Annotated in this window: 24 protein-coding genes; 13 read left to right on the top strand and 11 right to left on the bottom strand. The window is 60.1% G+C overall.

What is annotated here, in order from left to right:
* Nucleotides 1–14 precede the first annotated feature (14 nt).
* A complete protein-coding gene (locus tag ACWKV5_RS10955; protein ID WP_483841455.1) occupies nt 15–713 on the top strand; it encodes a response regulator in 699 nt (232 codons plus the stop codon).
* Between the two features lie 121 nt (nt 714–834).
* On the opposite strand, the gene ACWKV5_RS10950 is transcribed toward ACWKV5_RS10955, so the two are convergent.
* On the bottom strand, nt 835–1875 hold the full coding sequence (locus ACWKV5_RS10950) for a patatin-like phospholipase family protein (protein WP_483841274.1): 1041 nt from the start codon (nt 1873–1875) through the stop codon (nt 835–837).
* Between the two features lie 224 nt (nt 1876–2099).
* On the opposite strand from ACWKV5_RS10950, the gene ACWKV5_RS10945 reads away from it, so the two are divergent.
* From ACWKV5_RS10945 to ACWKV5_RS10935, 3 genes are all read left to right on the top strand, one after another.
* Complete coding sequence (locus ACWKV5_RS10945) at nt 2100–2378, top strand: hypothetical protein (protein ID WP_027925691.1); 279 nt, start codon at nt 2100–2102, stop codon at nt 2376–2378.
* Between the two features lie 39 nt (nt 2379–2417).
* Nucleotides 2418–3185: a CHAD domain-containing protein gene (locus ACWKV5_RS10940; RefSeq protein ID WP_483841273.1), complete on the top strand. Its 768-nt coding sequence runs from the start codon at nt 2418–2420 to the stop codon at nt 3183–3185.
* A gap of 185 nt (nt 3186–3370) precedes the next feature.
* The gene (locus ACWKV5_RS10935; RefSeq protein ID WP_483841272.1) at nt 3371–4168 is read left to right on the top strand and encodes an acyl-CoA thioesterase; all 798 of its coding nucleotides are present in this window, start codon (nt 3371–3373) and stop codon (nt 4166–4168) included.
* Here the strand turns inward: ACWKV5_RS10935 and ACWKV5_RS10930 are convergent, their stop codons facing one another.
* The 3 genes from ACWKV5_RS10930 to ACWKV5_RS10920 form a co-directional block, all read right to left on the bottom strand.
* Nucleotides 4169–4534, bottom strand: a complete 366-nt coding sequence (locus tag ACWKV5_RS10930) for a terminase (protein WP_483841271.1) — start codon at nt 4532–4534, stop codon at nt 4169–4171.
* A gap of 210 nt (nt 4535–4744) precedes the next feature.
* On the bottom strand, nt 4745–6226 hold the full coding sequence (locus ACWKV5_RS10925) for a methyl-accepting chemotaxis protein (RefSeq protein ID WP_483841270.1): 1482 nt from the start codon (nt 6224–6226) through the stop codon (nt 4745–4747).
* A 189-nt stretch (nt 6227–6415) separates the two neighbouring features.
* Nucleotides 6416–7225, bottom strand: coding sequence for a TatD family hydrolase (locus tag ACWKV5_RS10920; RefSeq protein ID WP_483841269.1), 810 nt, complete (start codon nt 7223–7225; stop codon nt 6416–6418).
* A 235-nt stretch (nt 7226–7460) separates the two neighbouring features.
* Between ACWKV5_RS10920 and ACWKV5_RS10915 the strand changes: the two genes are divergently transcribed.
* From ACWKV5_RS10915 to ACWKV5_RS10905, 3 genes are all read left to right on the top strand, one after another.
* Nucleotides 7461–8882: an MltF family protein gene (locus ACWKV5_RS10915; RefSeq protein WP_483841268.1), complete on the top strand. Its 1422-nt coding sequence runs from the start codon at nt 7461–7463 to the stop codon at nt 8880–8882.
* Between the two features lie 103 nt (nt 8883–8985).
* The gene (locus ACWKV5_RS10910; protein ID WP_123432655.1) at nt 8986–9420 is read left to right on the top strand and encodes a DoxX family protein; all 435 of its coding nucleotides are present in this window, start codon (nt 8986–8988) and stop codon (nt 9418–9420) included.
* A 248-nt stretch (nt 9421–9668) separates the two neighbouring features.
* Nucleotides 9669–9977, top strand: coding sequence for a hypothetical protein (locus ACWKV5_RS10905; protein WP_027925699.1), 309 nt, complete (start codon nt 9669–9671; stop codon nt 9975–9977).
* A gap of 3 nt (nt 9978–9980) precedes the next feature.
* Here the strand turns inward: ACWKV5_RS10905 and greB are convergent, their stop codons facing one another.
* Genes greB through ACWKV5_RS10890 form a run of 3 tightly spaced genes read right to left on the bottom strand, consistent with a single transcriptional unit; the run spans nt 9981 to nt 13700 of the window.
* Nucleotides 9981–10478 carry a transcription elongation factor GreB gene (greB, locus tag ACWKV5_RS10900; RefSeq protein WP_483841267.1) on the bottom strand — a complete coding sequence of 166 codons (498 nt, stop codon included), beginning with the start codon at nt 10476–10478 and terminating at the stop codon, nt 9981–9983.
* 34 nt (nt 10479–10512) lie between these two features.
* On the bottom strand, nt 10513–13017 hold the full coding sequence (locus tag ACWKV5_RS10895) for an ABC transporter permease (RefSeq protein ID WP_483841266.1): 2505 nt from the start codon (nt 13015–13017) through the stop codon (nt 10513–10515).
* Complete coding sequence (locus tag ACWKV5_RS10890) at nt 13017–13700, bottom strand: ABC transporter ATP-binding protein (protein ID WP_007943616.1); 684 nt, start codon at nt 13698–13700, stop codon at nt 13017–13019. The genes ACWKV5_RS10895 and ACWKV5_RS10890 overlap by 1 nt, the downstream gene beginning before the upstream one ends.
* A gap of 10 nt (nt 13701–13710) precedes the next feature.
* On the opposite strand from ACWKV5_RS10890, the gene ACWKV5_RS10885 reads away from it, so the two are divergent.
* The 3 genes from ACWKV5_RS10885 (at nt 13711) to ACWKV5_RS10875 (ending at nt 15741) form a co-directional block, all read left to right on the top strand.
* The gene (locus ACWKV5_RS10885; RefSeq protein WP_483841265.1) at nt 13711–14316 is read left to right on the top strand and encodes an arylesterase; all 606 of its coding nucleotides are present in this window, start codon (nt 13711–13713) and stop codon (nt 14314–14316) included.
* A gap of 57 nt (nt 14317–14373) precedes the next feature.
* Entirely contained in the window at nt 14374–14667 is a 294-nt protein-coding gene (locus ACWKV5_RS10880; protein WP_003226812.1) for a hypothetical protein, read from the top strand.
* 102 nt (nt 14668–14769) lie between these two features.
* Entirely contained in the window at nt 14770–15741 is a 972-nt protein-coding gene (locus ACWKV5_RS10875; RefSeq protein WP_483841264.1) for a L,D-transpeptidase family protein, read from the top strand.
* A gap of 124 nt (nt 15742–15865) precedes the next feature.
* Here the strand turns inward: ACWKV5_RS10875 and oprI are convergent, their stop codons facing one another.
* Nucleotides 15866–16117: an outer membrane lipoprotei OprI gene (oprI, locus tag ACWKV5_RS10870; RefSeq protein ID WP_003199355.1), complete on the bottom strand. Its 252-nt coding sequence runs from the start codon at nt 16115–16117 to the stop codon at nt 15866–15868.
* A gap of 368 nt (nt 16118–16485) precedes the next feature.
* Nucleotides 16486–16827, bottom strand: a complete 342-nt coding sequence (locus ACWKV5_RS10865) for a hypothetical protein (protein WP_483841464.1) — start codon at nt 16825–16827, stop codon at nt 16486–16488.
* Between ACWKV5_RS10865 and ACWKV5_RS10860 the strand changes: the two genes are divergently transcribed.
* Nucleotides 16759–17040 carry a GNAT family N-acetyltransferase gene (locus ACWKV5_RS10860; protein ID WP_027925705.1) on the top strand — a complete coding sequence of 94 codons (282 nt, stop codon included), beginning with the start codon at nt 16759–16761 and terminating at the stop codon, nt 17038–17040. The two genes, ACWKV5_RS10865 and ACWKV5_RS10860, sit on opposite strands and share 69 nt — an antisense overlap.
* A gap of 65 nt (nt 17041–17105) precedes the next feature.
* Here ACWKV5_RS10860 and ACWKV5_RS10855 read toward each other — a convergent pair whose 3' ends face one another.
* Nucleotides 17106–18182 (bottom strand): 3-deoxy-7-phosphoheptulonate synthase, encoded by a 1077-nt coding sequence (locus tag ACWKV5_RS10855; protein ID WP_123432647.1) that lies wholly within the window; start codon nt 18180–18182, stop codon nt 17106–17108.
* Between the two features lie 128 nt (nt 18183–18310).
* Nucleotides 18311–18754, bottom strand: coding sequence for a PilZ domain-containing protein (locus tag ACWKV5_RS10850; protein WP_140670892.1), 444 nt, complete (start codon nt 18752–18754; stop codon nt 18311–18313).
* On the opposite strand from ACWKV5_RS10850, the gene ACWKV5_RS10845 reads away from it, so the two are divergent.
* Nucleotides 18753–19139, top strand: coding sequence for a thioredoxin family protein (locus tag ACWKV5_RS10845; protein ID WP_483841263.1), 387 nt, complete (start codon nt 18753–18755; stop codon nt 19137–19139). The two genes, ACWKV5_RS10850 and ACWKV5_RS10845, sit on opposite strands and share 2 nt — an antisense overlap.
* Entirely contained in the window at nt 19136–20092 is a 957-nt protein-coding gene (locus ACWKV5_RS10840) for a putative 2-dehydropantoate 2-reductase (protein ID WP_483841262.1), read from the top strand. Before ACWKV5_RS10845 ends, ACWKV5_RS10840 begins: the two co-directional genes overlap by 4 nt.
* Nucleotides 20093–20107: the final 15 nt, after the last annotated feature.

The raw sequence follows: 20107 nt of genomic DNA, 5'->3' as shown, positions 1-20107 counted from the left end.
CGCGATCAGAAACCATGAGCCAGACCGCGACCATTTTGGTCATTGACGACGAACCGCAAATCCGCAAATTCCTGCGCATCAGTCTGGTCTCCCAAGGCTACAAAGTGCTGGAGGCCGGCACCGGCACCGAAGGCCTGGCGCAAGCGGCGCTGAACAAACCGGACTTGCTGGTGCTCGACCTCGGTCTGCCCGACATGGACGGCCAGCAAGTGCTGCGCGAGTTTCGTGAATGGTCGACGGTGCCGGTGCTGGTGCTGTCGGTGCGTGCGAGCGAAGGGCAGAAAGTCGAAGCACTCGATGGCGGCGCCAATGACTACGTGACCAAACCTTTTGGCATTCAGGAGTTTCTGGCTCGAGTGCGCGCTTTGTTGCGCCAGGCACCCGTCGGTGAAGCCCAGCAAGCGGCGTTGACATTCGGGCCGTTGACCGTGGACCTGGCTTATCGGCGGGTGCTGCTCGAGGGCGTCGAAGTGGCGCTGACGCGCAAGGAATACGCGGTTCTGGCGCAACTGGCGCGGCATCCGGGGCGGGTGATTACCCAGCAGCAACTGCTCAAGGATATCTGGGGGCCGACCCATACCGAGGACAGTCATTACCTGCGGATTGTGGTGGGACATTTGCGCCAGAAGCTGGCGGATGATCCGACTCAGCCGCGGTTTATCGTGACTGAGGCGGGGGTTGGGTATCGGTTGTTGAGTGAGGGTGGCCTTTAGTTCTGCGATGTCTGATCTGGCGTCTTCGCGAGCAGGCTCGCTCCCACAGTGGATATGTGTACGCTTTCCATTGTGGGAGCGAGCCTGCTCGCGAAGGGGCCCTTGGATTCACCCGAGAGCTTCAGGGCTCACGCTCATTCTCATACCGGTCCAGCGTATCCCGCGCAATCTCCCGCCCCAGCGCGATCAACTCCGGCGCCTTGTAAAACTCGAAAAACCGGCAAACCCTTTTCGGCACGTTGATCAGGATGTCCGGCGGATACCCGGCGATCTTGTACTGCGCCAGTGACGTTTGCATCACCTCGAAACTCTGGTTGATCAGGTCCAGCAAAGACGCCGGCCCGACGTTATCGATGATGAACGAACCGGTGGCCGACTTCGGCGCGCCTTCGCGTTCCGGGGCGGCGGCAGGTTGTTGCGCTTCGGGTTCGGCGGATTCGATCCAGGGGTTGATATCAGCCGCTTCAGCCATCAACGCTTCCTTTTCCAGCAGCAGTAATTGTTCGGCCTGTTTACGCCGGAACGGCAACTTCGAACCCAGTGAATTGATCAGGCTGTCGAAACGGCTCTTGAATGCAGGGGGACGCTGGATAACGGGTAATTGGTAGTGACGTTGGTTGGTGGAGTTGAGGTTGACCGCGATGATCAGGTCGCAATGACTCGACACCACCGGCACGATCGGTAAAGGGTTGAGGATGCCGCCATCCACCAGCATCCGGTTGCCTTGCATCACCGGGGTGAAGAGGCTGGGGATCGCCGCCGAGGCGCGCATGGCCTGGTGCAGACAACCCTCCTGGAACCAGATTTCCTGCTGGTTGGTCAGGTCCGTGGCCACGGCCGTGTAGGGAATGCGCAGGTCTTCGATATTGATCTCGCCGACGATCTTGCGGATCTGCCCGAAGACCTTCTCACCGCGAATCGCCCCTAGCCGAAAGCTGACGTCCACCAGGCGCAACACATCGAGGTAATCCAGGCTTTCGATCCAGTTGCGATACTCGTCCAGTTTGCCTGCGGCATAAATCCCGCCAACCACCGCGCCCATGGAACAACCGGCGATGCAGGCGATGTCGTAACCACGCCGTTCGAGCTCTTCAATGACACCGATATGGGCATAGCCACGGGCTCCACCTGAGCCCAGTACCAGTGCGATACGCTTTTTCATGAATCGCCCTCGTCTGACAAGGTTCAACAATGCACCCATCAAGGGGCGGGCTCAATCGCCAAGGTCGCTCGATGGGCCGAGGGCGTCGTTTTTTCGACACTCCATGGCGGCACTTGGCTATTCTTGCCCGCGCTATAGTGAGTTTGCTTCGAGCGGCCAAGGCACTTTTCACGCGCCGGGCCGTCTTACCTGCACGACTGTTGACCTATCTTGAGGTGGTATTGATGAAAGCCTGGATTTGCGTACCTTTGATTGCGCTGGCGCTCGCCGGTTGTGCCGGCAAAACGGCTTACCGTGAAAGCTGCGGCAGCCAGATTGACGCCGCGTGGCATGAGCTAGACTTGGCCAAGGCCGAAGGTTTCGCCGGGACTGTCAGCTACTCCAAGGCCCTGTCGCTGCTGACCGGCGCCAAGACCCAGCAACAATTCGAAGCTTACGAAGGCTGCACCAGCAAAGCCGAGAAAGCGCGCTTCTATATTCGTGAGTCGCGTGCCGGTCGTTGAAGCAGTGATATAGAGGACACTCGATTCAGGGAGTAAACGATGTCTGATTTGGTTGATCGGTTGGTGGCTCATGTCCTGGGCCTTGAAGTCCGCTTGTTGGCCTGTCAGGCGCGTTTGACTGCCCGCACTGACCCTGAAGCGTTGCACGACCTGCGCACCACGGTTCGCCGTTTGCGCAGCCTCTTGCGCCCCTTGCGTGGCCTGCCCGGCGTCGAGCAGGTAGAAGTGGCGGCCTCTCGGGTCGGCGAGCTGACTACGCCGTTGCGCGATCGCGAAGTGCTGGCGGCGTATTTGCTCGAGCACGGTCAAGTCGAAGCCGCACACCGGCGCATGGCGCTGATGGCCGAGGCGTATCCGGCGGTGGCGGTCAGTCCCGAGTTGGCGCAGTTGCTGATGATCTTCGACGCCTTTCCGCGTTTTTTGCGCGCGTCCCAGCGTCAGGGTTTGCTCAAGGGCTTGCGCAAGCGCATTGAAAAACGCTTGGGCAAACAATGGAAAAAACTCGACGTTGCCTTGCACGACCCGGCCCACGACCGTCATCGCTTGCGCCTGTTGATCAAGCGTGTGCGCTACGGCATCGAGGCCTATCCCGAGCTGGACCGATTGCCGAAGGCGGCCTTGCCCCGATTGAGAGCGGCGCAGGGCGCGTTGGGGGATTGGCACGACAGTTGGCAATGGCTGGCCAGGGCGCAAGAAGAAGCTGACTTGCAGCCTTGTGTCGCGGTCTGGAAAACCACCATGGCTGACGCTGAAGCCCGCGCCGACCGTGTGCTCGACAAACTCAGCGCCCGCTGCTTCAAATCCTGAAAACACCAAGGTCAAATTGTGGGAGCGAGCCTGCTCGCTCCCACATGGGGTTGGTGTTGGATGCAGATTCGTATTCCTCGGCCATACGCGGCTCTTCTGTCAGTACTTTTGGCCGGAACAGGTGCTGTATCCACATCGCTGGCTGGTTAAGATCCTCCTCTCCTTTTCCCGTTTCCGAGGTCTTCATGCGTTTTTGCGATCTGCTCGACGCCGTCCGCCAGCAACCGCTGGAGCTGTCTATTCCGGCCGGATGGGCGCAGGGGCGGGCCAGTTTTGGTGGTTTAGTGGCGGCGTTGCAATACGAAGCCATGCGCGCAAAAGTCCCGGCGGATCGGTTGGTGCGTTCGCTGGCGATCACCTTTGTCGGCCCCGTCGAGCCTGAAGTGCCAGTCAGCTTTGAAGTTGATGTCTTGCGCGAAGGCAAGGCCGTCAGCCAGGTGCTGGGCCGGGCGATGCAGAAGGGGCAAGTGGTCACGTTGATTCAGGGCAGCTTCGGTGCCTCGCGGCCTTCCGAAGTGGCGATCACGGCTGAACCTGCCCCGCAAATGAAGCACTGGGACGAGTGTCAGGAATTGCCCTTCATCCCCGGCGTGATTCCGGAGTTCATGCGCCATCTGGCCATGCGCTGGGCCGTCGGAGGCATGCCGTTCACCGGCAACACTTCCCGTCAAATGGGCGGTTGGGTGCGGTTACGTGGGGATGTGAAGGAGGAGGCTGTCACCGAGTCGCATATCCTCGCGCTGGTGGATGCTTGGCCGCCGTCCTTGTTGCCGCACCTGAAAAAAACCGCGATGGGCAGTACGCTGACCTGGACCATCGAATTCGTTCAGCCGTTGCTGGAACTGAGCACACTGGACTGGTGCAAATACCTGGTCGAAACCGAGCATGCCTCAGACGGCTATGGTCATGCGGCTGCGAAGTTGTGGAGCGCGGACGGCCGGTTGATCGCCATGAGCCGGCAGACGGTGACGATTTTCGCCTGATCAGTGCCGACGATGGCGCTCACGCCAGGCGCGCCACCAGCCGCCACTGAGGAAAAACCGCGGAAAGGTCAGGAACTGCTCGACCATCAAGCGTGATACCGCGTCTTTGCGATCACTGAATGGCTCGGCGGTTTGCGCCTCCAGGCTGTGACCGTGACGTTGCAGACCCAGCGCCGCGAACAGGCCGATCACGCCGATGGCGATGTTCAACAGGCTCAAGCTGAATACCCCGGAAACAATCAGCAGAAACGCGACGATGAACAGCGGCACGGCAATCAGGTGCAGTACCAGATTGGTCGGGTGCTGGTGATTGTTCGGGTACGCGCGCCATTGCCAGGCGGGTAGGTTGGGGTGACGTTTGCCCATGTTGAAACTCCTCAATCCGTGTTGACCATATGATTGAAGAATAGGCGGGGGGAGGGCGGTCGGCGAATCGAGGTTGGCTATGGGGGTGATAGGTCGGGATTGATGTTGGCCGGGCTGACGCCTTCGCGAGCAGGCTCGCTCCCACATTTAATCGCATCCCCTGTAGGAACTAGGTCAACTGTGGGAGCGAGCCTGCTCGCGAAGGGGCCCTCAGAGTTTGAGCTGCCCGATCGCCTTGCTCAACTCCCCAGCCAACGCCGCCAGTTCATGACTGGTAGTCGCTGAATTGATGGTCTGCTGCACAGTGTTCTCGGTCACATCGCGAATACTCACCACCGCCCGATTCATTTCCTCCGCCACCTGGCTTTGCTGCTCGGCCGCCACCGCAATTTGCGTATTGCTTTCACGCATCTGCGCCACGGCGCTGGTGATTTCAGCCAGCGCGGCGCCCGCTTCTTGAGCCTGCTTAACGCAGTCATCGGCCTTGAAGGAGCTTTCCTGCATGAAGTCCACCGCGTCCCGGGTTCCGGCTTGCAAGGCAGACACCATCAGGGTGATCTCGTCGGTGGAGGTCTGCACACTCTTGGCCAGATTACGCACCTCATCGGCCACCACTGCAAAGCCCCGACCCATTTCACCGGCGCGTGCCGCTTCGATGGCCGCATTCAGGGCCAGCAAATTGGTCTGCTCGGCAATGCTGTGTATCACGCCGACCACGCCGTTGATTTTCTGACTGTCCTCGGCCAGGCGCTGAATCATCTCCGCCGTTTGCTGCACACCGCTGGACAACCCGGCAATCGACTTCTGAACGCGGCTTACCACCTGCTGCCCACTGCCCGCCAATGAGTCCGCCGTTTGCGAGAGGTCGCGGGTGGCGCCGGCGTGCTGGGCGATGTGATAGACGGTGGCGGTCATTTCATTGATCGCCGTGGCGGCCTGATCGGTTTCGCTTTGCTGGCCGAGCATGCCGTGGCGCACTTCGTTCATGCTCGAAGCGAGGCGCGCGGCACCGACATCCAGTTGTCGGGCCGTGCTGGCGACGGTGTTGACCACCCGCTGGTAACCGGCCTGCATCGCGTTGAAGGCGTTGGCCATCTGCCCGACTTCGTCCTTGCAGGCCAGCGGCACACGGGCCGACAGGTCGCCGGTTTTTTCGACGTGGAGCATCACGTCTTTCAAGGTGTTGAGCTGGCTTAGCAGGAAGCGGATCAACAGTTGCGAAGCGCCCAACATCGCCAGCATCAGGATAAATACAGCCACCGCGTACTGGGCGAAGCGTTCGCCGAAGACTTGGCTCAGGCTCGGGCCAAAAGCGATCACCGCGACTTGCTGGCCGTCGGTACGGTTGATCACTTCGGCACCCATCAATGGGTTGTCGCCGAACAGCGGCAGTGGGTTGATCTCGACCCAGCCGTGGCTGTCAGTCAGTTCCAGGAGTAGCTGACCGTTCCACGATGGTGCCTGCCGTCGCCCGAAGATCAGCAAGTTGTCGGCCTCGGGCAGCGGTTGCCCGGAGGGCCAGGCACTGAGCAATCGCGCCTGCGCCTGAGCGGATACTTGTGCGGCGTGACGGCGGGCCTGTTGTTCGAGCTGCACGGCGTACAGCACCAGCAACAGGGTGGTGAAGAAGGCGACCGCGTTGACCGCCCAGAATTTGTATTTCAGCGAGATGTTGCTAAGCCAGGCACCCATGGAAGGTCTTCTCTGATAGCGGAAACAGCATTGGCAAGGTGCCAGCATTGTGCCGCTATCGAAGATTCTGAAATTGATATGAGTCAATGTGGGAGCGAGCCTGCTCGCGAAAGCGGTATGACATTCAACATTGATGTCGACTGACACAATGCTTTCGCGAGCAGGCTCGCTCCCACAGGGGGATTGTGGTTACTGGGGGATTGTGGGCAAGCCGAAAAATGCTCGTGCGCAGGCAGTGGTGTGATCCGCCAGATCCTCCACCGTTTCCCCACGATGCAACGCCACTTCCCGCAACACTTCAGTCAAATACGCCGGCTCGTTGCGACCGTTTTTCGGCTTCGGCCGCAAGCTGCGTGGCAACAGATACGGCGCATCGCTTTCCAGCATCAAACGCCCGCGTTTGATTTCCTTCACCAGCGGATGCAGGTGAGTGCCCCGGCGCTCATCGCAGATCCAGCCGGTGATACCGATGTGCAAATCCAGATCGAGGTAGCTGAACAGGGCTTTCTTTTCGCCGGTGAAGCAATGCACCACGGCGGCCGGCAATTGATCACGGTAATCACGCAGGATTTCCAACAATCGCTGACTGGCATCGCGCTCATGCAGGAACACCGGCAATTGCAACTCGACCGCCATCGCCAGGTGCTCTTCGAGAACTTTTTCCTGCTGCGGGCGTGGCGAGAAGTCACGATTGAAATCCAGCCCGCACTCGCCCACGGCCACTACGTTTGGCTCCTTGAGCAAAGTGCGCAAACGCTGCGCGCTGTCAGCGTTCCAGTCGCTGGCCGCATGCGGGTGAATGCCCGCCGTGGCGAACAGGCGTTGAGCGCTTTCGTCCAGCTGTTGGCACAGTTCCAAAGCCTGTTCGCTGCCCTCGACACTGGTGCCGGTCAGGACCAATTGGCAAACCCCTGCGGCGTACGCGCGGTCGAGTACGGCCTGGTGTTTGTCGGCAAAACTGGGGTTGGTCAGGTTGACGCCGATATCGATGAGTTGCATGGTGCTACCTCGGACCAAAGGCCGGAAAGCATATCAGAGCTGTAGATTTATAAGAAAAGCCAAGAACTACAACGAGTTAAAGCTGTCTCTTGATGCCGCGAGACAGGCCGGGGTGGCCAAGGTGCCATCACTGTGCCAGTCTTTCGCACTTTGCCAGCGCTCATGGCGCTCTGTTTCTGACGTTCGATTTCGTGATTTTTTTAGAAATCGGCCCAGTATTCTTTCCGGAGAGTGGATGACACGTCCCTCGATTTTGCTACTGCTGTGCTGTTCGTTGCTGCTGCCGATGCCGGCGGTCGCGCGTCTGGCCGGACCGCTGCAAGCCGTGCCGGCGGCCAAGGTGCGCGACCTGGCGGAAATTCGCAGCAGCCGCGTGTTGCGAGTGCTGGTCAATCAGAGCCGCAACAGCTCCGGTGAAGTCCAGGGTCAGGCCATCGGCGTCGAATACCACCGCTTGCGCGCCTTCGAGCAGTACCTCAATGGCCACGCCCGCGACGGTCAGGAAGTCACCCTCAAGATCATCCCCAAAGCCAAGGATCAACTGCTCGGCGCGTTGCAGCGCGGGGAAGGGGATCTGGTCGCGCCCGGGGAGTTGCTCGATTTGCAGCCTGGCCACGCAGTCAGCAGCAGCGAACCGATCGCCAGCAACATCCCGTTGGTGCTGGTTGGGATCAAGGGCGAGCGGCGTTACACGCGGGTCGAACAACTCGCGGGCAAGACCCTGGCGTTGCCCACCGGCAGCGCGGCCGGCGATGCCGTGAGCCAGCTCAATTCAAAACTCGCCCTGCACAAGTTGGCACCGATAAAGATCGAGTGGGTCGATCCCAGCCTGGCCGTCGAAGACGTGCTGGAAATGGTTCAGGGCGGGATCTTTCACCTGACCATCGTCGAGCAACCGATTGCCGAGCGCTGGGGCAAGATCCTGCCCAAATTGCGCTTCGACAAGCAGCTGTTGATCAGCGAGCCGGGCGAAGAGTTCTGGTTTGTGCGCCGCGATGCCTCGATGCTGCGGGCGAGCATCGATCGTTTTCTAACGACGTACAAGAAGCCGTCGGACCAGGACGTGGCGTTTCTGCGGATCTATCGCCGGCTGTACCAAGTGCACTATCCACTGGCCAAGGCCGACCGTCAGCGCCTGGAAAAACTGCGACCGGTGCTGCAGAAGCACGCCGATGCCCAAGGCATGGACTGGTTGAACCTGGCGGCGCTGGCGTTCAAGGAGTCGGCGCTGCAACCCAACGCCCGCAACGGTGGTGGCCCCACCGGCCTGATGCAAATCACCCCGTCTGCCGCCCAGCGGGTGGGGGTCAACAACATTCAGGACCTTGACGCCAACGTGCAGGCTGGGGCCAAGTACCTGGCCATGATCCGCCGCAAGTTCTTCGCCAGCCCCAAGCTCAACGAACGTGAGCGCATGGCGTTCGTGCTGGCGGCCTACAACATCGGCCCGGAGCGGGTTCAGGGCATGCGCGCCGAAGCCCGGCGACGTGGCCTGAATCCCAACCAGTGGTTTTTCCAGGTCGAGCGCATTGCCATGGAACAGGTGGGGATGGGCCCCGTCAGCTATGTTAATAGCGTGAACAAGTATTACCTGGCGTTCGATCGTGAGAGGGAGTCATTGGAGCCGCAGGGACAAAAAGTGGTCTCTCGTAAATAATCGACTAAACTGATTGTTATGTCGCAATTATTGCGCTTTTTACATTTGTTTTATCGATTAATATGGCGCCCAACGAACACGCACTCACAATGGATGACATAGCATGAGCTCACTGATCAACAAGGTACTGTTTACCCGCGCCGGTTTCGGCCTGACCGCGATACGGATTGTCGTAGGGGTCATCTTCGCCGCTCATGGCGCACAGAAACTCTTCGGGATGTTTGGTGGCTACGGCATTGCTGGCACCGCGCAGTACATGGAAAGCCTCGGTCTGGCACCCGGTCACCTGATGGCGATTCTGGCCGGTGGTACCGAGTTCTTCGGTGGCCTGGCGTTGATCATCGGTCTGCTGACACGTCCGGCAGCACTGGGCCTGACCTTCCTCTCGCTGGTCGCGATTTTCTCGGTGCACATCCATAACGGCTTGTTCATGGCCAACAACGGCTATGAATTCGCCCTGGCCTTGCTGGGTGGTAGCATCGCGGTATTGATCGAAGGTGCCGGCAAGCTGTCGCTGGACCGCGCCATTACCGACTGACCGCTCTGGCTCAACGAAAAGGCCCGCATTGCGCGGGCCTTTTTTGTTGCGCGTCATTCTTGACACTGTCCGGTCAGCTTCTCTAGGATGTTGCCCATGCGCCGATTTAAACAGCTACTTGCGGGGCGCCAGGTAACTCATCCAGTTGCCGATAGAAGCTTGAAACAGGCTTCGAAATACCGCTAAAGCGCTGGTTCGGTGTTGCCTCTCACCTGCCATGCAGAATTTTGAGGCAGAGACACGACTTGATGAACGCACTTAGCCCCGTAGTACGTCCCGCGCCGATCACGGCACATCTCACCCAGCGCAATCCAAAAATCCTGCTTGGCGGTAAACATCAGCCGACGCTGCTGCGTTACCTCGATGGCTGGCCACGTCGTACCGGCGGGCCTGCAGCGTTCCTGATCCAGTTTGTCGAAGACGGCGAATCACTGGCTCGATTTGCCAGCGATAGTTTTGACCTTGCGGTGATTCAATCACCGAGCCTCGAAGACGCGCCGGAAGTGATCAAACAACTGACCCGCGTTGCCCGGCAGGGGCTGATTACCCGGCGCTAAGGCTCACGGATACTCGATCGCCACGATGTACACGCATTGCTCACCGGTCGGCGTCTGGACCCGAACTTCGGCGTCCAGCGCCTTGCCGATCAGCGCGCGGGCAAGGGGTGAGTCGATGCTGATCAACCCCTGCTTCAGGTCCAGTTCATCCGGCCCGACAATGCGATAGCGCGACTCTTTGCCGTCTTCGTCTTCAATGGTGACCCAGGCGCCAAAATAGACCTTGTTCGGATCGCTGGGCTTTTCGCTGACCACCTTCAACGCTTCCAGACGTTTGGTGAGAAAGCGCACACGGCTGTCGATTTCACGCAGCATTTTTTTGCCGTAGGTGTATTCCGCATTCTCGGAACGATCACCCTGCGCCGCGGCCTCGCTTACCGACTGCGTCACTTGCGGTCGCCGTACATGCCAAAGCTCATGAAACTCGGCCCGCATCCGCGCTTCACCTTCGGGGGTGATCAGCGCGGTGCCAGCGGGGCGGGGGGGACGATAACGGCTCATGGCTACTTCTTGTAATGGGCAAGGTTCGAGTCTATCAACCCTCACGCAACACTGTCAGGGGGCTGGCGTTCAACGCACGGCGCGTACCAAACACACCGGCGCCGCCAATCAGCACCGCACCGATCACCGGCAGCACCAGCAACCATGGATGCGGGTGCCACGGCAGGTCGAAGGCGTAGCGGTAAAGCACCAGGCTCACCAGTTCCGAGCCCAGGGCCGCCAACAAACCGCTGACGGCACCGAGCAAACCGAATTCGATCCGCCGGGCCTTCACCAGCAACTGCCGTTCGGCCCCCAGCGCGCGCAACAGGGCGCCTTGGCGAATGCGTTCATCGAGCGTCGCTTGCAGTCCGGAAAACAACACCGCCATCCCCGCCGCCAATACAAACAACAGCACATATTCCACCGCCAGCGTGACCTGGGCGAGGATGCTGCGCAGCTGTTCCAACAAGGCTTCGACTTGCAGAATGGTCACAGCCGGGAAACTGCGCGAGAGGTCGACAATCTGCTGATCGTGACCGGCCGCCAGATAGAAACTGGTCAGATAAGTCGCCGGCAAATCTTTCAAGGTGCCGGGCTGGAAGATCATGAAGAAGTTCGGCTGGAAGTTGTCCCAGTTGATCTCTCGCAGGCTGGTGACCTTCGCTTCACGATTGACCCCGCCCACGGTAAACACCAGGTGATCGCCGAGCTTGAGCTTCAGGCTTTCGGCCACTTTGCCTTCGACCGATACACCGGGAACCTCGTCGGGTGCCTGCTCGGTCCACCAGTTGCCTGCCGTGAGTTTGTTGCCCACCGGCAAGTCCGCCGCCCAGGTCAGGCTCAGGTCGCGCTGGATCGCTCGATCCCCTGCCGAATCCTTGCTGACGATGTCCTGCACCGGCTCGCCATTGATGCTGATGAGTCGACCCGGCACTACCGGGTAGAGCGGCGCGGATTGCGCCGACAGTTGAATCAGGCGATCCGTAAAGGCCTGTTTGTCCGCGGGCAGGATGTTCAGAGCAAAATAATTCGGCGCGTTTTTCGGCAACTGGTTCTGCCAGGTGTCCAGTAACTCGCCCCTCAGCAACGCGATCAATGCCATGGACAGCAGAATCAGGCCGAAGGCCAAGGCTTGTCCCGCTGCGGCCAGTGGGTGGCGCAGCAACTGGCCCAGTCCGAGGCGCCAGGGCAGCGAAGCGCGGGCCAGCAGCCGGCGCAGGCTGTTGAGCAGCAGCAAGAGCAAGCCCCCGAGGACCAGCGCGGCGATTACACCGCCGCCGAGCAGGGCGAAGGTCAGGACCAGATCGAGGCTCAGGCGCCACATGATCAGGCCGAGGGCGCCCAACGCGGCGCCATAGACCATCCAGGTGCTGGATGGAATCGGCAACATGTCCCGGCGCAGCACGCGCAAGGGTGGCACGCGACCGAGCGCGGCCAGCGGTGGCAGGGCAAATCCGGCCAGTGCCACCAGCCCGGTGCCGATCCCGGCGATGGCCGGCAGCAGGCCACCCGGCGGCACGTCGGTCGGCAGCAAATCATGCAGCAACGCAAACAGCCCAAGCTGTGCCAGCCAGCCGAGGAGGGCGCCGCTGAGGCTGGCGAGCAGCCCGAGTACCGTCAGCTGCAAACTGAACAGCACCATGGTTTCCCGGCGTGACAGGCCCAGGCACCGCAGCAGGGCGCTGGCATCGAATCGGCGTGTGGCGAAGCGCGTGGCCGACAGCGCTACCGCCACGCCGGACAACAGGACCGCTACCAGACTCGCCATGTTGAGGTAACGCTCGGCCTTGCCCAGCGCGCCGCCAATTTGTCGATTGCCGTCGCGGGCATCCTGCAGGCGCTGGTTGGCGGCCAGGCCAGGCTTGATCAGTTGGCGATAGGTTTCCAGCGCCTCGGCTTTGCCGCGCCAGAGTTCGCGGTAGCTGACCCGGCTTCCGGGTTGCACCACACCGGTGGCGGCCAGGTCGCTGAGGTTGATCAGCACCCGTGGCGTGAGGCTATAGAAGTTGCCGGCCCGGTCGGGTTCGTAGGTCAGGACGCGCGCCAGTTTCAGGGTTTTCATGCCGACGTCGATGCTGTCGCCGATCTTCAGATCCAGCGCTGTCAGCAGACGTGCCTCGACCCAGGCCTCGCCGGGTTTCGGTCCGCCACCGGGCTCTTCCTGCGCAAAGGGCGCCGGGGTGCTTTTCAGTTCGCCGCGCAGTGGGTAGACATCATCGGCCGCTTTGATGCTGGACAGTTGAATGCCGTTATCGGTGGCGATGACGCTGGAGAATTCCACCACTTGAGCGTGTTCAAGCCCCAGTTCGGTACCGCTTTTGATTTGTTCGGGTCGTGCCGGTGAGCTGCCTTCGAGCAACAGGTCGGCGCCGAGAAATTCGGTGGCGCGCAACATCATGGCGCCGTTCAGGCGGGCGCCGAAGTAGCCGATGGCGGTACTCGCTGCCACGGCCACCAGCAAGGCGAAGAACAGCACGCGCAATTCGCCGGCGCGGGCATCGCGCAGCAGTTGGCGGATGGCAAGACTGAACAGGCGCAACAGCGGCAGGCGTGCCATCAAGGCTCCAGAGGGGCGACCAACAGGCCGGCTTCAAGGCGGATCAGCCGCCGGCAACGATGTGCCAGGCGTTCGTCGTGGGTCACCAGTACCAGCGTCGTGCCGCGTTCCTGGTTGAGTTCGAACAACAGGTCGCTGATGCGCTCCCCGGTGTGGCTGTCGAGGTTGCCGGTGGGCTCGTCGGCGAACAGCACATCGGGTTCGGCGGCAAACGCCCGGGCAATCGCTACTCGTTGCTGTTCACCCCCCGAGAGCTGGCGCGGTGAATGGGTCAGGCGCTGGCCCAGGCCGACCCGTTGCAGCAACTCGGTGGCACGTTCGCGGGCGTCTTTGCGGCCATCGAGTTCCAGCGGCAACATGACGTTTTCCAAAGCATTGAGGCTGTCGAGCAACTGAAAGGACTGGAACACAAAACCGACATGCTCGGCGCGAATGCGCGCGCGTTGATCTTCATCAAGCGTGCTCAACCCTTGCCCGGCGAGGGTGACTTCGCCGCTGCTGGGCAGGTCGAGCCCGGCGAGCAGGCCCAGGAGGGTGGATTTGCCGGAACCGGAGGCGCCGACGATGGCCAGGCTGTCGCCCTTGTTCAGTTCCAGGCTGAGTTCGTGCAGGATAGTCAGTTCACCTTCCGCGCTGGGAACCACTTTGCTGAGGTTCTTCGCGGTGAGAATGCTTGCGCCCATGGAGAATCCGATGCGTGTGTGGTTTTTGAGTGCTGGCCTGGCCTTGATGTGCATGGCCCAGAACGCAGCGGCGGGTACTGTCCTGATCGTTGGCGATAGTATCAGCGCGGGTTTCGGACTGGATACCCGGTTGGGGTGGGTCTCGCTGCTCGAGCAACGGCTCAAACACGAAGGTTTCGACGATAAAGTGGTCAACGCCTCCATCAGTGGCGACACCAGTGCCGGAGGCCAGGCGCGCCTGCCTGCGCTGCTTGCAGAGCATAAGCCGGAGCTCGTCATCCTCGAGTTGGGCGGCAATGACGGCCTGCGTGGAATGCCCCCGGCTAATTTGCAACAAAACCTTGCGTCGATGATCGACAGCTCCCGGGACAACGGCGCCAAGGTCCTGCTGTTGGGCATGCAACTGCCGCCCAATTACGGCGTTCGTTACACCGAGGCCTTTGCCAGGGTCTACAGCACGCTGGCCACCGAGAAAAACATCGCGCTGGTGCCGTTTTTCCTCGACGGCGTCGGCGGTCATCCGGACTTGATGCAGGCTGACGGCATACACCCGGCGGCCGGGGCTCAGGACAAGTTGCTGGATAATGTCTGGCCTACGCTAAAACCGCTGTTATGACCCTTTTCTAGGCGCAGGCTTTCGGCTAAGGTGGCGGCCCCCGATTTGGAGCCCCCGATGCCGCGTCCTGCCTGGTCACTTTTTGCCTACCAACTGATCGAGCCTGACGAACAGCTGGATCTGTTCGCCTGCCAGGAAGTGCGGGTGCATCTGGTTACCCGTCAACTGGAGCTGGGCGGCTCGGCAGACCGGACCCTGTGTGGCAGCCTGCTGCCGGCACAGCCGCGCTGGTCGAGTGTCGATCGTCGGGTTTTCCAGGACCAGCGCCTGTGCTCGCTGTGCCGGGCCATCCTGGAATCGCAAAAACGCGGCACCTCGCCGATCTGGCCAGAGCTGCGTTTCGAGCTCTGACGCCGAAAAGATAGCGTGCTATCGGCCAACTCCCCGAAATTCCAGGCGCCGGTGTACAATCGCGTTTTTATACCCTTGTCGATCATGCGAAGGACTTTCCGGATGTTGCCGCGTTTTCCTGCCGTCACCCGCTGCCTGTCTCTTGCCGCCCTTTGTATGGCCGGTCCAGCTGCAGCATTGGAGTTTCCCCTGCCACCGCCCGGTGAAGACATCATCGGCCAGGTGCAGGTGATCAAGGCCAAGTACGAAGATACCTTCGCCGACCTTGGTACCGCTTACGACCTGGGCTACACGGAAATGATCGCGGCCAACCCGGGTGTCGATGCGTGGTTGCCGGGCGCCGGTACTGAAGTCATTCTGCCGACCCGTTTCATCCTGCCACCGGGCCCGCGCGAAGGCATCGTGATCAACCTGGCTGAGTACCGCCTCTACTACTACCCCAAAGGCCAGAACGTGGTGTACACGTTCCCGCTGGGGATTGGTCGTGAGGGTTGGGGCTCACCGATCGCCCACACCACCATCACCGCGAAAACGCCGAACCCGACCTGGACCCCTCCAGCGTCGATCAAGGCCGAGCACGCCGCCGATGGTGATCCGCTGCCGAATGTGGTGCCAGCGGGCCCGGATAACCCTCTGGGGCCGTTCAAGTTCAGCCTGGGCACTCCGGGCTACCTGATTCATGGCTCGAACAAGAAATTCGGCATTGGCATGCGCACCAGCCACGGCTGCTTCCGCATGTTCAACAATAACGTGCTGGAAATGGCGAAAATGGTGCCGGTCGGCACATCGGTACGGATCATCAACGACCCGTACAAGTTTGGCGTGAGTGGCGGCAAGGTGTATCTCGAAGCGCATACCCCGCTGGATGACAATGGCAACCCGTCGGTGGTCGACAAGCACACCTCAGTGATCAACGCGATGCTCAAGCGTGAAGACATCACCAACAACCTGCGCATGAACTGGGATGTGGTGCGTGACGTAGTCGCCGCTGAAGATGGCCTGCCAGTGGAAATCGCGGTGCCGAATGGCACTGCGCCGATGGTGTCGAGTGCGCCGCTCGATCCGTTGCAGTAAGGCCTGAAAAAAACCCGCCGACGCACACCGCGTCGGCGGGTTTTTTATTGCCGGAAGGAAACACCAGGCAATAAAAAAGCCGACCCAAAAAATGGGTCGGCTTAATAACAATCCCGAGGGATTATTACTTGCGGCTAGCTTTGTCCAGCATGCGCAGAGCACGCTCGTTAGCTTCGTCAGCAGTCTGTTGTGCTTTTTGAGCAGCAGCCAGAGCTTCATCAGCTTTACGGTAAGCTTCGTCTGCACGAGCCTGGGAGCGAGCAGCTGCGTCTTCAGTAGCGGTCAGACGTGCTTCGGTTTCTTTCGATGCGCTGCTGCAACCGGTAGCCAGAACTGCGGCCAGAGCCAGAGCAGAGAATTTCAGAACGTTGTTCATCGTGTTCCCCTTCAAGGACTTTCTATTAAGTTAGCTGTCTCCTCAGAGTGAGGAAATAGCCGGCGTACATACTACTCATTACTACTCGTAAGTAAACTGACGTAAAGCAAGAAGCAAAAAAAATTGTAGGCGTTGATTCTTTTTCGAGCAACTTTTAACTGCATTGTTTAAAAAATATCCAGCTGCAAGGCCCGAGCCTGAGCGAGCCGCCAAAGAAAAGTTCCGCGCACTCACCGGGTTTTTTTTCAGTCTTGGCTAAAGTCTGGCTAGATGAAGACGTCCATACTTCTGTTCGAAATTTGCGCAGCGGCTCTCATAATCTTTATCCATCTAGAGGTGACTTTAAGAGAGCGGATTCGTCTCATGTCTCAATATCCGGCAATGTTCAGGCTACCGACCCGCAAAGACCGTTGGTCGAGCCGTCCCTGCGTACCCCGGAGCAGCACCCGCTGGCTGAGCATGATGACGAGCGCACCTTGAGCATTTTCGCCAATGGTGCCTACTATTTGATACGTGCTCGGTTGCGCGAGATCGGTGCTGTTCTTCTCGGTGTCCATTGGCACGGGGTGGCGTAGATGTTCCTTCGCCGGAAAAACATCGGTAAGGTAGGGGTCAGAATTCAAGACCCGCGAGGAGTAGTGATGAGCGAGGCGTTGTCCATCCACCATGACCAGGCTGGTCATCAGTTCGAGACCAATGTGGACGGTCATCGTGCCTACCTGACCTATATGGATCTGGGAAAACAGACCCTGGATATCTATCGCACCTTCGTGCCTAACGCTCTACGGGGACGCGGCATTGCTGCGGCATTGACCGAGAAGGCGTTGGAGTACGCTGATGAAATGGGTTACACCGTGATTCCATCGTGCTCCTACGTTGAGCGCTACATGGAGCGTCACCAGCGGCACGCCGCCAAGCTGTGACCAAAACGAACGCATAAAAAAACGCCAGGTTTAAGCCTGGCGTTTTTGTGTGCGCTAAACGGTGATCAGGTGCGATCGCGTTTGGGCAGCACGTCCTTGAGCTTGGCATGCATGCTGCGCAAGGTGTTTTCGGTGGCGGACCAATCGATGCAGGCGTCGGTGATCGACACGCCGTATTGCAGGTCGGCGAGGTCTTTCGGGATGGCCTGGCAACCCCAGTTCAGGTGGCTCTCGACCATCAGGCCGATGATCGACTGGTTGCCTTCGAGGATCTGGTTGGCGACGTTCTCCATCACCAGCGGTTGCAGGGCCGGGTCCTTGTTGGAGTTGGCGTGGCTGCAATCGACCATGATGTTCGGCTTGATCTTCGCCTTGTTCAGCGCTTGCTCGCAGAGCGCGACGCTGACCGAATCATAGTTCGGCTTGCCGTTGCCACCGCGCAGTACCACGTGGCCGTAGGCGTTGCCCTTGGTGGTGACGATCGACACGCCACCTTCCTGGTTGATGCCCAGGAAGCGGTGCGGGCTGGAAACCGATTGCAGTGCGTTGATTGCCACGGTCAGGCCGCCGTCGGTGCCGTTCTTGAAGCCGACGGCCGAGGACAGGCCGGACGCCATTTCGCGGTGAGTCTGGGATTCGGTGGTGCGCGCGCCGATGGCCGACCAACTGATCAGGTCCTGCAGATACTGCGGGGAAATCGGGTCGAGGGCTTCGGTCGCGGTCGGCAGGCCCATTTCGGCCAGGTCCAGCAGCAACTGGCGTCCGATGTGCAAGCCGTCCTGGATCTTGAACGAGTCGTCCAGGTACGGGTCGTTGATCAAGCCTTTCCAGCCGACGGTGGTGCGTGGCTTCTCGAAATACACACGCATGACCAGATACAGGGTATCGGACACTTCCGCGGCGAGCGTCTTCAGGCGCTCGGCGTATTCGTGGGCAGCCTTGATGTCGTGGATCGAGCAAGGCCCGATGACGACGAACAGGCGGTGGTCGGTGCCATCCAGGATATTGCGAATGACTTCGCGGCCCTTGGTGACGGTGCGCAGGGCGGCGTCGCTCAGGGGGATGTCACGCTTGAGCTGATCAGGAGTGATCAGCGTCTCGTTGGAGGCGACGTTTAGGTCGTTGATCGGTAAATCAGCCATCGTTTACTCGTCAGGTCACGGGTGCCGGCCGCCAGCGAACCCGCGCGGCGGAGCACAGCAAATTAAGCGCGTCGGGGACCCGAACCTTAGCGCGTTAGGCGCCTGCTCGACAATGGGCACACACCTGTTTAATCCAGCACTGCCTGTGCAAATGCCTTGCGCACGGTGTCGTGAGAGAACTCGTCGGCATGCGCCTGGACCCATTCGAGGGCCAGCGCCTGAATACCCTGCAAGTCGTCGTGCGCGTCATGCAGGCGGCAATAGCGTTCGATCTGGCACACTTGCTCGCCCATTCGGGCACTGAACAGCATCTGCTCGTCGACAAAGGCAATGCCCACCAGGTAGCCGCGTTTGCGCCGCAGGCACCAGGCCACATAGCCCAGGTAGCGCAAATCGGGGTTCAGGGTCGGCATACGCACTTCCAGCGCCGTGCCGTGGCGCCAGGCCCGGTGATAATTGCAAGCCATGCCCCCGAGGCTGATAGTGTGCAAGCGCTGTCGCGAGATGCACTCATGTGTGAGCAACGTTAATTCGACGGGTACATCGTCAGGATGAGGAATAAAGCGTCCCATGAACACGGACTCCCTGTGTCGGCCATCTGACATTCTTTCCCCCAGTATAGTGGTCGAATTGGAACTGACCGATTTCGATGCCGACCAACGGCTGCTGGCGATGCCCGGCGTTTCGCTGGTGATTTTCACCAGTGTCGGCTGCGCCAGTTGCCGATTTGCCCGTGAACAATTGCCAAGGCTCGATCTGGCAGTCGATCGGCTGTGCTGGATCGATGCCGGGAACAATGGCGGGGTAGTCGAGCGCTATCAGGTTTTTCATTTGCCGGCGCTGTTTTTAGTGCGCGACGGTGAGTTCTTCGGGGCATTAAAATCGCGCCTGACCGGTACCGAACTCAATGAAGCGGTCGGACGGGCGCTGATGAAAACAGCAGAGGAGTTGCCATGATGGGGGCAGTTACAAAGCCGACAATCGGTGTGATCGGGACCGGCGCAATCGGCGGGTTCTACGGGATGATGCTGGCGCGTGCCGGCTTCGATGTGCACTTCTTGCTGCGCAGTGAATTTTCAGCGGTGGCCGAGCGCGGGTTGCGACTCGACAGTGCGGCGCACGGCGCACTGACGTTGAACCCGGTTCAGGCCTATTCGTCCGCGCAAGACATGCCCGCCTGCGACTGGTTGCTGGTCGGCGCCAAAACCACCAGCAATGCCGACCTGGCCCCTGCCATCATTCAGGCGGCTGCTGCGAACGCCAAAGTGCTGGTGTTGCAGAATGGCCTGGACGTCGAAGACAGCCTGCGCGAGTTGCTTCCTGACTCTTTGCACCTGCTCGGCGGGCTGTGTTTTATCTGTGTCCATCGCACCGGTCCTGGAGAAATTACCCATCAGGCACTCGGCGCCGTCAACATCGGCTATCACAGTGGTCCCGCGGCTGATGAAGCGGCGCGCATGGCGATTGTAGAAGAGGGCGCCGGACTGTTCCGCAGCGCCGGCATCGATTCCCAGGCCATGCCGGACCTGCAACAGGCACGTTGGCAAAAACTGGTCTGGAATGTTCCCTACAACGGTCTGTCGGTTCTGTTGGGGGCCAGCACCACGCCATTGATGGCCGATGCTGACAGCCGGGAACTGATCAAGGCATTGATGGCCGAAGTGGTGCAGGGCGCAATCGCCTGTGGTCACGACATACCGGCCGGTTACGCCGACCATCTGTTCATGGTCACCGAAAAAATGCCGGACTATTGGCCGAGCATGTACCACGATTTCCTGCACAAGCGACCGCTGGAACTGGCGGCGATTTACGCGCGGCCCTTGGCAGCGGCCAAAGCGGCAGGGTGCGAATTGCCGCTGATCGAAGCCTTGTATCGCAGTTTGAGTTTTATCGATCGACGAAATACCTGAGTCGATCAATCCGGG

The sequence above is a fragment of the Pseudomonas oplopanacis genome (assembly GCF_057128725.1).
Note: the sequence above shows the minus strand (reverse complement) of the source record. Positions and strands in the feature narration are given on the sequence as shown.